The sequence below is a fragment of the Rhodococcus sp. GXMU-t2271 genome (assembly GCF_041414735.1).
In the GTDB taxonomy this organism is placed as follows: domain Bacteria; phylum Actinomycetota; class Actinomycetes; order Mycobacteriales; family Mycobacteriaceae; genus Rhodococcus; species Rhodococcus indonesiensis.
In genome coordinates this window covers 44,412-56,758 of the sequence record NZ_JAUIZP010000025.1, presented here as the reverse complement: position 1 = coordinate 56,758, position 12,347 = coordinate 44,412, and the positions used below count along the sequence as shown (strand labels likewise).

At 70.8% G+C, this 12,347-nt stretch carries 12 protein-coding genes; all 12 read left to right on the top strand.

Annotated elements, in window-relative coordinates:
• Positions 1–35: 35 nt before the first annotated feature.
• Positions 36–1,055, top strand: coding sequence for an NUDIX domain-containing protein (locus tag QYS60_RS09590; RefSeq protein WP_003935537.1), 1,020 nt, complete (start codon positions 36–38; stop codon positions 1,053–1,055).
• Between the two features lie 237 nt (positions 1,056–1,292).
• Positions 1,293–2,195: a pyridoxal 5'-phosphate synthase lyase subunit PdxS gene (pdxS, locus tag QYS60_RS09585; RefSeq protein ID WP_003935536.1), complete on the top strand. Its 903-nt coding sequence runs from the start codon at positions 1,293–1,295 to the stop codon at positions 2,193–2,195.
• A gap of 116 nt (positions 2,196–2,311) precedes the next feature.
• On the top strand, positions 2,312–3,127 hold the full coding sequence (locus QYS60_RS09580; RefSeq protein ID WP_371383000.1) for an acyl-CoA thioesterase: 816 nt from the start codon (positions 2,312–2,314) through the stop codon (positions 3,125–3,127).
• Between the two features lie 107 nt (positions 3,128–3,234).
• Positions 3,235–3,855, top strand: a complete 621-nt coding sequence (gene pdxT / locus QYS60_RS09575; protein WP_152975440.1) for a pyridoxal 5'-phosphate synthase glutaminase subunit PdxT — start codon at positions 3,235–3,237, stop codon at positions 3,853–3,855.
• Positions 3,856–3,919: 64 nt separating this feature from the next.
• Positions 3,920–4,672 carry a YebC/PmpR family DNA-binding transcriptional regulator gene (locus QYS60_RS09570; protein WP_003935533.1) on the top strand — a complete coding sequence of 251 codons (753 nt, stop codon included), beginning with the start codon at positions 3,920–3,922 and terminating at the stop codon, positions 4,670–4,672.
• Between the two features lie 125 nt (positions 4,673–4,797).
• The gene (ruvC, locus tag QYS60_RS09565) at positions 4,798–5,376 is read left to right on the top strand and encodes a crossover junction endodeoxyribonuclease RuvC (RefSeq protein WP_371382999.1); all 579 of its coding nucleotides are present in this window, start codon (positions 4,798–4,800) and stop codon (positions 5,374–5,376) included.
• Positions 5,373–5,966 carry a Holliday junction branch migration protein RuvA gene (ruvA, locus tag QYS60_RS09560; RefSeq protein ID WP_003935531.1) on the top strand — a complete coding sequence of 198 codons (594 nt, stop codon included), beginning with the start codon at positions 5,373–5,375 and terminating at the stop codon, positions 5,964–5,966. Before ruvC ends, ruvA begins: the two co-directional genes overlap by 4 nt.
• Positions 5,967–6,007: 41 nt before the next feature.
• Complete coding sequence (ruvB, locus tag QYS60_RS09555; protein WP_371382998.1) at positions 6,008–7,057, top strand: Holliday junction branch migration DNA helicase RuvB; 1,050 nt, start codon at positions 6,008–6,010, stop codon at positions 7,055–7,057.
• Positions 7,058–7,174: 117 nt separating this feature from the next.
• Positions 7,175–7,516, top strand: a complete 342-nt coding sequence (yajC, locus tag QYS60_RS09550; RefSeq protein ID WP_054374608.1) for a preprotein translocase subunit YajC — start codon at positions 7,175–7,177, stop codon at positions 7,514–7,516.
• A gap of 154 nt (positions 7,517–7,670) precedes the next feature.
• Positions 7,671–9,395 carry a protein translocase subunit SecD gene (secD, locus tag QYS60_RS09545; RefSeq protein ID WP_371382997.1) on the top strand — a complete coding sequence of 575 codons (1,725 nt, stop codon included), beginning with the start codon at positions 7,671–7,673 and terminating at the stop codon, positions 9,393–9,395.
• 2 nt (positions 9,396–9,397) lie between these two features.
• Positions 9,398–10,588, top strand: a complete 1,191-nt coding sequence (gene secF, locus QYS60_RS09540) for a protein translocase subunit SecF (RefSeq protein WP_371382996.1) — start codon at positions 9,398–9,400, stop codon at positions 10,586–10,588.
• A 1-nt stretch (position 10,589) separates the two neighbouring features.
• Positions 10,590–12,335, top strand: coding sequence for an ABC transporter substrate-binding protein (locus QYS60_RS09535; protein WP_371382995.1), 1,746 nt, complete (start codon positions 10,590–10,592; stop codon positions 12,333–12,335).
• Positions 12,336–12,347: the final 12 nt, after the last annotated feature.

Sequence of the window (12,347 nt, the reverse complement as noted above, 5' to 3'; positions counted from 1 at the left end):
GGGCGGGCGACGGCGCCGCGTGAGAGGAGTGGGACGTGACACTGTCCGCACTGACCGTTCTCGTCCTCGCCCTGGTCACCGCGCTCGTCGTCGCGCTCGGGTTGTGGGCGTACGGCACGGCCAACCGGCTGGACCGGTTGCACGTGCGATCGGACCTCTCCTGGCAGGCGCTCGACGCCGCTCTGGCCCGCCGCGCCGTGGTGGTACGGGGGATCGCGGCCTCCATCCCGGTCGCCGAAGGCCGCCGGCTGGCCGCCCTGGCCGACCGTGCCGAACGGGCGGACCGTGCCGAACGGGAGTCGGCGGAGAACACGCTCTCGGCCGCCCTGGCCGCGATCGACACCGAGCGGCTCCGGCCGCAGCTGGTGGCCGAACTCGCCGACGCCGAGGCGCGGGTGCTGATCGCCCGCCGATTCCACAACGACGCCGTCCGCGACACGCTGGCGTTGCGTACCCGCCGGCCGGTCCGGTGGCTGCACCTCGGGGGCACGGCGCCGTTGCCGACCTACTTCGAGATCGCCGAGCGCACCGACCCGGCCGCCGCGTCGGGCCTGTCGCTCGACGAGACGCGCACCTCGGCGCGGGTCGTGCTGTTCGACCACGAGGGGCGGGTGCTGCTGCTGCGCGGCCACGACCCGACCACGCCGGACGTGCACTTCTGGTTCACCGTCGGCGGTGCCGTCGAGGTGGGGGAGACGTTGCGCGCGGCCGCCGCCCGCGAGGTGGGGGAGGAGACCGGTCTGCCGGTCGCACCCGAGCAACTGTGCGGACCCCTGTGGCGCCGGGTGGCGGTGTTCCCCTTCAACGGCGAGCTCATCCGTTCGGAGGAGCTGTTCTTCGCTCTGCAGACGCCCGCCTTCGAGCCGGGCAGCAGCGGATTCACGGACCTCGAGCGCCGCATGAGCCTCGAACACCGCTGGTTCGCCGAGAACGAGATCCGGGACCTGCCGCGACACGGGGAAGCCGTGTACCCGCAGGACCTCGCCGATCTACTGGGCGAGGCGCGTGACGTCGCCGTGCGTCGCGTGGAACCGGAGGTCCGCGCCATCCGGTGAGCGTCGCCGACGCAGGCCGGACCGGTGCCCGTGGGGCAGGCTGTGTCGATGCCTGCGGGCAGGGCTGTCGATGCCTGCGGGCAGGGCTGTCGATGCCTGCGGGCATGCAGGCCAGGGCCTCGCGACTGGCTATGGGAGGGCCGCCGGGGCGCACCTAGACTCGGGAGCGGCGCCGTGACGTGCCCTGATCCGTCCGCGCGCCAGTCTCTGCAGGCCATACCCCAGGAGTTTGTTGCTGTGAGCAGCCCCGAGTCCGTCCCCACCACCGGTACCGCCCGCGTCAAGCGCGGCATGGCCGAGATGCTCAAGGGCGGCGTGATCATGGACGTGGTCACCCCCGAGCAGGCGAAGATCGCCGAGGACGCGGGTGCCGTCGCCGTCATGGCGCTCGAGCGCGTCCCCGCCGACATCCGCGCCCAGGGAGGCGTGTCCCGCATGTCCGACCCGGACATGATCGAAGGCATCATCGAGGCCGTGTCCATCCCGGTGATGGCCAAGGCCCGCATCGGTCACTTCGTCGAGGCGCAGATTCTGCAGGCCCTCGGCGTGGACTACATCGACGAGTCGGAGGTGCTCACCCCCGCCGACTACGAGAACCACATCGACAAGTTCGCCTTCACCGTGCCGTTCGTGTGCGGTGCCACCAACCTCGGTGAAGCGCTGCGCCGGATCAACGAGGGCGCGGCGATGATCCGCTCCAAGGGCGAGGCCGGCACCGGCGACGTCTCCAACGCCACCACCCACATGCGGAAGATCCGGCAGGAGATCCGTCGCTTGACGTCCCTGCCGGAGGACGAGCTGTACGTCGCGGCCAAGGAGCTGCAGGCCCCGTACGACCTGGTCGTCGAGGTGGCCAAGGCCGGCAAGCTGCCGGTGACCCTGTTCACGGCCGGCGGCATCGCCACCCCGGCGGACGCGGCGATGATGATGCAGCTCGGCGCCGAAGGTGTGTTCGTCGGCTCGGGCATCTTCAAGTCCGGCAACCCCGCCGAGCGTGCCGCCGCGATCGTCAAGGCCACCACCTTCTACGACGACCCGGGCGTGCTCGCCAAGGTCTCGCGCGGTCTGGGTGAGGCCATGGTCGGCATCAACGTCGACGACATCCCGGTGCCGCACCGCCTCGCCGAGCGGGGCTGGTGACCGCACGACCGCCGGCATCCCCGCGTGCGACGGGAGCCTCCACCGCGCCGGAGGCTCCCGTCGCTCCGGTCCGGGCACCTGCCGCTAGCCTGTCGCAGGACTGAAAAGGAGCCCGCATGGCGAAGATCGAGGAGATCCTGGCGCTCGAACACCTCGAGAAGAACATCTTCCGGGGCGTGGCGACGGAGACGTCGCTGCCGCGCACCTTCGGGGGCCAGGTCGCCGGCCAGGCGCTGGTGGCCGCGGTGCGCACTGTCGATCCCGCGTACTCGGTGCATTCGCTGCATGGGTACTTCGTCCGTCCCGGTAACCCGGCGAAGCCGATCGTGTATCTCGTCGACCCGATCCGCGACGGGCGGTCGTTCGGCACCCGGCGGGTGACCGCAGTCCAGGACGGGCAGGCGATCTTCACCATGTCCGCGTCGTTCCACGTCCAGGACGAGGGCATCGAGCACCAGGACGAGATGCCCCCGGTGCCGGATCCCGAGGAACTGTCCGCGTCCGCGGACTCGGAGGACCCCGGAAACCTCTGGGCCAGGCGGGAATGGCCGGAATGGGACCTGCGACGGGTGCCGGAGGATCGCATCTTCCGGCGTCCCGGCATCGTGTCCCAGCAGCAGGTGTGGTTCCGGGTCCGGGACCCGCTCCCGGACGACAACGTGCTGCACGTGTGCACCCTGGCGTACATGAGCGACATGACGTTGCTCGGCTCCGCGAGCGTCGCCCACCCCGACGAGAAGACCCAGGGCGCATCCCTCGACCACGCCATGTGGTTCCTGCGCTCCTTCCGCGCCGACGACTGGTTGCTGTACGACCAGACCTCGCCGTCGGCAGGCTTCGGGCGGGCCCTGACGCAGGGACGCATCTTCGACCGGGACGGGCGCATGGTCGCCGCGGTGGTGCAGGAGGGACTGACCCGCTACCTGCGCTGATGCAGATGCGGGCACGGTCCTTGAGCCGGGACACCCTCGGCGCGGCTGCTAGCGTGACGTCCAGATTTCGGGCGGGCTTCGCCCCGTCCCAGACAGAACAGGCGACAGTGGGAAGTTTTCCGACCATCGGCGTGCTCGCCCTCCAGGGCGACGTCCGCGAGCACCTGACCGCACTCGAAGCGGCCGGCGCCCGTGCGATCGGCGTGCGCCGGCCCAGCGAGCTCGACGCCGTCGACGGCCTGGTCATCCCCGGCGGGGAGTCCACCACCATGAGCCGGCTGTTGCAGGTGTTCGACCTGCTCGAGCCGCTGCGCGCCCGCCTGAAGGCGGGCCTGCCCGCGTACGGTTCCTGCGCGGGCATGATCCTGCTCGCCTCGCAGGTCCTCGACACCCGTCCCGACGCCGAGCATCTCGACGCCCTCGACATCACCGTCCGGCGCAACGCCTTCGGCCGGCAGGTCGACTCGTTCGAAGCCGACCTCACCGTCGCGGGCGTCGAGGGCGGCCCGGTGCGCGCGGTGTTCATCCGAGCTCCCTGGGTGGAAGAGGTCGGCTCGGACGTGGAAGTACTGGCCACCGTCCCGGAGGGCCCGGCTGCCGGACGCGTCGTCGCCGTACGCCAGGGCGCCGTGATGGCCACGTCGTTCCACCCCGAGGTCACCGGTGACCTGCGGGTGCACCGGCTGTTCGTCGACACCGTCCGTTCGGGATCACTCCGCGCGGAGTAGAATCGGCCCTCCGAACCAGTCGGACCCGGTCCGACCTCACCTCGCCGGAAGGGGCTCCAATCGAATGAGCGGCCACTCCAAATGGGCCACCACCAAGCACAAGAAGGCGGCCATCGACGCCAAGCGCGGCAAGATGTTCGCGAAGCTGATCAAGAACATCGAGGTGGCGGCCCGGACGGGCGGTGGTGACCCGGCGGGCAATCCGACGCTGTACGACGCCATCCAGAAGGCGAAGAAGAGCTCGGTCCCCAACGACAACATCGAGCGGGCCCGCAAGCGTGGTGCCGGTGAGGAAGCCGGCGGCGCGGACTGGCAGACCATCACCTACGAGGGCTACGGTCCCAGCGGTGTCGCCGTCCTCATCGAGTGCCTCACCGACAACCGCAACCGCGCGGCGGGCGAGGTCCGCACCGCGATGACCCGCAACGGCGGCAACATGGCCGACCCCGGCTCGGTGTCGTACCTGTTCACCCGCAAGGGCGTCGTCGTGCTCGAGAAGAACGGCCGCACCGAGGACGAGATTCTCGAGGTGGTGCTCGAGGCCGGTGCCGAGGAGATCAACGATCTCGGTGACAGCTTCGAGGTCGTCTCCGAGGCCGGCGACCTCATCGCCGTGCGTACCGCGCTCGTCGAGGCGGGAATCGACTACGAATCGGCCGATCCGGACTTCCGGGCCTCGGTCGAGGTGCCCGTCGACGCGGACAGCGCCCGCAAGGTGTTCAAGCTCGTCGACGCGCTCGAGGATTCCGATGACGTGCAGAACGTCTACACCAACGTCGACGTCTCCGACGAGGTCCTCGCCGAACTCGACGCCTGAGTCGCACGGCTCACCGACGGCTGAGCCGCACAGCTCACGGCCGGGGCTGCGTGTCGGTACCGCGACGCGTGGCCCCGGCCGCTATGCTCTCGAACAGTTGTTCGTAGCGGTCGAGAGGTGAACGGGTGCGCGTGATGGGTGTGGACCCGGGACTGACACGATGCGGTTTCGGCATCGTGGACACCGGCCGCGGGCGCGAGGTCGCCGCCGTCGCAGTGGATGTCATCCGCACACCCCCCGAGATGGATCTGCCGTCGCGGCTCCTGCAGATCTCCACGGCCGCCGAGGACTGGCTCGACCGCTTCGAGCCCGAGGTTGTCGCCGTCGAGCGGGTGTTCTCCCAGCACAACGTCCGTACCGCAATGGGCACCGCCCAGGCGGGGGGAGTGGTGGCGCTCTCGGCGGCGCGGCGCGGCATCCCGGTGGCATTCCACACCCCGAGCCAGGTCAAGTCCGCCGTGACCGGGAACGGTTCGGCAGACAAGAAGCAGGTCACGGCGATGGTCACGAAGATCCTGGGCCTCGCTACCGCCCCGAAGCCCGCGGATGCCGCGGACGCCCTCGCCCTGGCGATCTGCCACTGCTGGCGTGCGCCCATGCTCGCGCGCATGGCCGCCGCCGAGGCCGCCGCGGCCGAACAGAAACGACGGTACGAAGCGCGGCTGCGGGAACAGGCCGCCACCCGGAAGGCAGGTGCACGGTGATCGCCTCGGTGCGCGGGGAAGTGCTCGAAATCGCCCTCGACCACGTCGTCATCGAATCCGCGGGGGTCGGCTATCGGATCCACGCCACGCCCGCCACCCTCGCCACGCTCCGTCGCGGCGAGGACACCCGCCTGGTGACGGCGATGATCGTGCGCGAGGACTCGATGACGCTGTACGGGTTCCCCGACCCCGATGCCCGCGACCTGTTCGGACTGTTGCAGACGGTCTCCGGTGTCGGACCGCGACTCGCGATGGCCACCCTGGCGGTGCTCGATCCGGACTCGCTGCGTGCGGCCCTCGCCGACGGCAACACCGCTGCCCTGACCCGGGTCCCGGGCATCGGGAAACGCGGCGCCGAACGCATGGTCGTCGAACTTCGGGACAAGGTCGCGGCGTTCGCCGGCGCCTCTGCCCCGGCGGCGGTGGTCGGCTCACCCATGCGGGACCAGGTGATCGAGGCTCTCGTCGGCCTCGGCTTCCCCGTCAAGCAGGCGGAACAGTCCACCGACACGGTTCTCGCGGGTGACCCGCATGCCGACACCTCGACCGCGCTGCGTTCGGCGCTGGCTCTGCTGGGCAAGAGCCGATGATCGAGGACTTTCCCGCCGAGGGAGCTCCCGACGAGACTCCGATGACCGCCGAGTACACGCCCGCCGACGGCGACGTCGAGGCGAGTCTGCGGCCGAAGAATCTCGACGACTTCATCGGCCAGCCCCGGGTGCGGGAACAGCTGCAGCTGGTGCTGCGCGGGGCGAAGCTGCGGGGCGGCACCCCGGATCACATCCTGCTGTCCGGACCGCCGGGCCTGGGCAAGACGTCGATGGCCATGATCATCGCCGCCGAACTCGGGTCGTCGCTGCGGCTGACGTCGGGGCCCGCCCTGGAACGGGCCGGTGACCTGGCCGCGATGCTGTCCAACCTCGTCGAGGGGGACGTGCTGTTCATCGACGAGATCCACCGCATCGCGCGTCCCGCCGAGGAGATGCTGTACCTGGCCATGGAGGACTTCCGGGTCGACGTCGTCGTCGGCAAGGGCCCGGGCGCGACGTCGATCCCCCTCGAGGTGGCCCCGTTCACCCTCGTCGGCGCCACGACCCGTTCCGGTGCGCTGACCGGCCCACTGCGCGACCGGTTCGGCTTCACCGCCCACATGGACTTCTACGAACCGGCCGAACTACAGCAGATCCTGCTCCGCTCGGCCCGCATCCTCGGCATCGACCTGGGCGAGGAGGCGAGCGCCGAGATCGCCGGCCGTTCCCGCGGCACCCCGCGCATCGCCAACCGTCTGCTGCGGCGGGTCCGCGACTACGCCGAGGTCCGCGCCGACGGCATCATCACCCGCGAGATCGCCCAGGCCGCCCTCGCGGTCTACGACGTCGACGCGCTCGGCCTGGACCGGCTCGACCGGGCCGTGCTGGGCGCGCTCGTCCGAAGTTTCGGGGGCGGACCGGTGGGCGTGTCCACCCTCGCGGTGGCCGTCGGTGAGGAGCCCGGCACCGTCGAGGAGGTGTGCGAGCCGTTCCTGGTACGGGCGGGCATGATCGCGCGCACCCCCCGCGGCCGGGTCGCGACACAGGCCGCGTGGCTGCAACTCGGGCTGACACCACCGCCGGAGGCCGCAACCGGCGGCATCGAGGTGCGGGCCCGTGAACCGCAACTCGGCCTGTTCGACGACGAATGACCGCTCTGCCACCGGCGCCGGTACAGCAGCCGCGCCGGTAATGGCACACTGGTCTACTGCGCCGGTCCGCGACGACCGGCGCCCGATGCCGGACGACTTCGAGGACTGACTTCAACGATGGAACTGCTCTTCCCGCTGCTGATTCTTGCCCTGCTGGTGCCGACCTTCCTCGGCATCCGGCGCCAGAAGAAGGAGATGCAGAAGACCGCGGAACTGCAGGACGCGTTGCAGGTCGGCGACAGGGTGATGACCACGGCGGGACTGCACGCCACCATCACCGCGCTCACCGACACCACCGTGGAGCTCGAGATCGCGCCCGGCGTGGTGACCACCTGGGCCCGGGTCGTGGTCCGCGAGCGCATCACCGATCTCGGCTCGACCGACGAGACGACCGGTGGCCTCTCGCTCGACAAGGGCGACGACACCGAGCCGCCGGCCGGGCGACCGACCGAGCACTGAACAGCCGAGCACCGAACAGCCGAGCACCGAACGGCCGGACACTGCCCGGTCGACATCCCGGCCGATGTGCGGGCCGGGCGGGGGCCGCGCCGGACGCGTGCGATGGCCCCGTGACCAGCGCATCACTCACTCGCATCGAGGAGACTGACAGACCGTGGCACCTTCCAACGGATCGGTGCATCCAGTTCGCTCCCTCGCCCTGTTCGGGGCGGTCCTGGTGGCGCTGTATGCACTGATCTTCTTCACCGGGGACAAATCGGCGACGCCGAAGCTCGGCATCGACCTGCAGGGCGGCACCCGGGTAACCCTCACCGCCCGCACCCCGGACGGCAGTGCGCCCAGCCAGGACAGTCTCCGGCAGGCCCAGCAGATCATCGAGACCCGCGTGAACGGTCTCGGCGTGTCCGGTTCCGAGGTCGTCATCGACGGTGACAACCTGGTGATCACGGTGCCCGGCGACGACAGCTCGCAGGCCCGCACCCTCGGCCAGACCGCGCGCCTGTACATCCGGCCCGTGATCGGCCAGCCCATCGCGAGCGCCAACTCCGCTCAGCCCGCCCCCGCGGACTCCCCGGCTCCCGTCCCCGAGACGCCGGCGCCCGGCGCCGCGACGCCTGCCCCCGAACCGGCCGCACCGGAACCGCAGGGCCGGCCCTTCCCGGCGCAGGATCCCACCGATACCCCGGCCCCCGACACCCCGGATACCGGCACCCCGGCCCCCGCTCCGGAGACCCCGGCACCCGCTCCTGCGGAGGACCTCGACCCGCAGGCCCAGGCGGCCGCGGACATCGCCGCTGCGAAGGAGACCCGGCAGAGCGAGGACCCGGCCGTTCTGCAGGAGGCCATGGCCACCCTGGACTGCTCGGCCGCCGACCCGCTCGCCGGCAACGACGATCCGGCCAAGCCGCTCGTGGCATGCTCCACCGACGGCACCGCCGTCTATCTGCTCGGCCCCAGCATCATCGACGGTCAGCAGATCACCGACGCCTCCGCCGGCTACAACTCCCAGCAGTCCCGCTACGAGGTCAGCCTGACGTTCGACTCCGAGGGCAGCAGCACCTGGGCGCAGTTCACCGCCGCCAACATCGGCCAGCAGGCCGCGTTCGTCCTCGACTCCAAGGTGGTCAGCGCGCCCGTCATCCAGGGCGCCACCCCCGCCGGAAGCGCAACCTCCATCACCGGCAACTTCAGTAACACCGAGGCCACCGAGCTCGCCAACACCCTCAAGTACGGCTCGCTGCCCCTGTCCTTCGCGGCGTCGGAGGCCGAGACGGTCTCCGCGACCCTCGGCCTGGCATCGCTCGAGGCCGGGCTGATCGCCGGTGTCGTCGGACTGCTCCTGGTGCTGATCTACAGCCTCGTGTACTACCGCATGCTCGGGGTACTCGTCGCGCTGTCGCTGGTGCTGTCCGGCCTCGCCGTGTACGCGGTGATGGTGCTGCTCGGCCGCTACATCAACTTCACCCTCGACCTCGCCGGCATCGCCGGCCTGATCATCGGTATCGGCATGACCGCCGATTCGTTCGTGGTCTTCTTCGAACGCATCAAGGACGAGATCCGTGAGGGACGCAGCTTCCGTTCTGCCGTGCCCCGCGGCTGGGCGCGGGCCCGCCGGACCATCCTGTCCGGCAACGCCGTCAGCTTCATCGCGGCCGCGGTGCTCTACGTCCTCGCGGTCGGCCAAGTCCGCGGCTTCGCGTTCACCCTCGGTCTGACCACCATCCTCGACGTCGTGGTCGTGTTCCTGGTGACGTGGCCGCTGGTGTACCTCGCGTCGAAGTCGAAGTTCTGGTCCAAGCCGAGCGTGAACGGTCTCGGTGCCATTCAGCAGGTCGCGCGTGAGCGCCAGCTCGCGGCTGCCTCGGCGAAGGAGGCGTGACGATGACCGACACCACCACGACCGCACCCCGGCACAGCACCCTCTCGCGCCTCTACACCGGCACGGGCGCGTTCGAGATCGTCGGCCGCCGCAGGTTCTACTACCTGCTCACCGGCGCCATCGTGCTGGTGGCACTGCTGAGCATGCTGATCCGCGGCTTCACCTGGGGCATCGACTTCGAGGGCGGAACCCGCATCCAGCTCCCGGCCGCCGAGGGCGTCACCACCGAACAGGTCGAGACGGTGTACTCCGACACCCTCGGCGCCGAACCCGTGTCGGTGCAGACCGTCGGGTCCGGCGCCGCCGCCTCCATCCAGATCCGGTCGGAGGCCCTCGACCTGGAACAGGTCCGGGCGCTGCAGAACGCCCTGTACGACGAGTTCCAGCCCGCCGGTCCCGACGGCGTGCCCACGCGCGACGCGATCAGCGTCGCCGACGTCAGCGAGACATGGGGCGGACAGATCACCCGCAAGGCCCTGATCGCGCTGGCGGTGTTCCTGGTACTCGTCAGCATCTACATCGCGGTGCGCTACGAGCGGGACATGGCACTCGCGGCCCTGGCCGCGCTGTTCTTCGACATGATCGTCACCGCGGGGGTGTACTCGCTCGTCGGATTCGAGGTCACCCCGGCCACCGTCATCGGGTTGCTCACCATCCTCGGCTTCTCGCTGTACGACTCCGTGGTGGTGTTCGACAAGGTCGAGGAAAACACGCGGGGCATCCTGCACCTGCATCGACGGACCTACGCCGAGCAGGCCAACCTCGCCGTCAACCAGACCCTCATGCGGTCGATCAACACCACCGTCATCTCGGTGCTGCCGGTCCTCGCGCTGATGGTGATCGCGGTGTGGTTGCTCGGCGTCGGCACCCTCAAGGACCTTGCCCTCGTCCAGCTGGTCGGCATCGTCGTCGGTGCCTACTCGTCGATCTTCTTCGCGACCCCGCTGCTGGTGACGCTCAAGGAGTGGCGGGGGCCGGTGGCGGCGCACACCCGCAAGGTGCTAGCCAAGCGCGACGCTGCGGCATCGCGTTCGGTGCCGTCCGGCGAGACGACGGTCGGGGCGGCACCGGTGTCCGTGACCGAGCGCAGCGCAGTGGCCACGACAGCGGGCGCCGGTGCCCCCCGGGTGGCCGAGCGCAGCCCCAGACCGGGGGTCCGTCCCACCGGAAAGCGCGCCAAGAGAAGGCACTGACATGTCGGCACCCGAGCACACCCGGCGCCGCCGGTCGGTCCGCGCGGCACTCGCGGCCACGGCTGCGGCCGCAGCACTGGCCGCGACGACCGTGGCCTGCGGCACGACCGAGGAGTCCCTGCCCTCCATCGGGTATGCCCTCGACAACACGGTCACCACCTACAACGCCAACACCGTCGACGGCGCCGCCTCGGGAGCCCGGCAGGCCCTGGCCCGCGTGCTGCCCGGGTTCGGCTACGTCGATCCGGCCGGCCAGGTGATCTCCGACACCGACATCGGGACGGCCACCGTCGTCGCGCAGGACCCGCTGACCGTCCAGTACCGGCTGTCCCCGGACTCCGTGTACTCGGACGGGGTGCCGATGTCGTGCGACGACCTGGTGCTGACCTGGGCGGCCGCCAGTGGGCGCTTCACCGCTCCCGACGCTTCGGGTGCGGCGGGGAACCTGTTCTCCGCCGCGCGACGCTCGGGCTACGTCGACATCGAACGGATCGACTGCCAGACCGGATCCAAGGACGCCACCGTCGTCTTCCGTGGCGGCCGCGCCTACGCCGACTGGCGGGCCCTGTTCGGCGCGACCGAACTGATGCCCGCGCACGTCGCGGCCCGGGTCTCGGGGGTGCCCGACGTGGTCGCCGCCGTCGGCGGCGGTGACGGCGAGGCGCTGCGCCGGCTCGCCGACTTCTGGAACACGGGGTGGAACCTGACCCCGGGCGCGGTGGACCTGTCGCTGCTGCCGGCCTCGGGTCCCTACCGGATCGAGTCGTTCACCGTCGAGGACGGGCTCGTCCTCGTCGCGAACGAGCGCTGGTGGGGCAACAAGCCCGGCACCGACCGGATCGTGGTGTGGCCGCGCGGCACCGACGCTTCCGCGGCGGCTTCCGACGACCGGGTCCACGTCGTCGACGCCGCCACCGGAGCCCTGGACCTTTCACTCGGCGACGGCGCCGAAACGACGGAGACGGCCTCGCGCAACGTCGAACAGCTCGTGCTGGGCACCGCGGGCGGGAGCCTCGGCGCCCCGGCCGCGCGCCGGGCGTTCGCGCTGTGCGTGCCCCGGTCGCAGTTGTTCGAGGAGTTCGGCCGGGTCGGGGACGTCCCCGCAACCGGTCTCGGTTCCGGGACCACTTCGTCGCGGCTGCTGCCCGCGGACTCGCCCCTGTACCCGGGCGTGTCCGCACCGGCCGCCCGCTACGACGACGCGGACACCACCGCGGCGCGGAGCGAACTCGCCGCGGCCGGGACGGACAGCATCACCGTGCGGATCGGGTACCTCGGTCCCGACGCGCGCCGCGCCCGCATCGTCGAACTGATCGCCCAGTCCTGCCGCGAGGCGGGCATCGAGGTGGTCGACGCCGCCTCCGACACGTTCACGCCGTCGCAGCTCACGGCGGGTCAGGTCGACGCCGTACTGGCCGGGACCGCCGCCGCCGCAGGCGCGGCCGGCACGGCCGACATGCAGGACGCCCGCGGTTCCCTCAACTCCGCCGCCGGTGCCAATGTCGGTCGTTTCGCCGACGCCCGGGTGGACCGGATCCTCGATGCCCTCGCCGTGACCGACGACGACGCCACGATCGCGGGCCTGGTCGGCGAGGCCGAGACGATCCTGTGGACCGAGATGCCGACCCTGCCGCTCTACGCGCAGCCCCGGGAGACGACCTTCGCCGGCGGCCTGCGCGCCGCCGTCGTCAACACCAGCGCTGCCGGTGCGGGCTGGAACATGGACAGGTGGATTCTCAACCGATGAACGACACTCCCG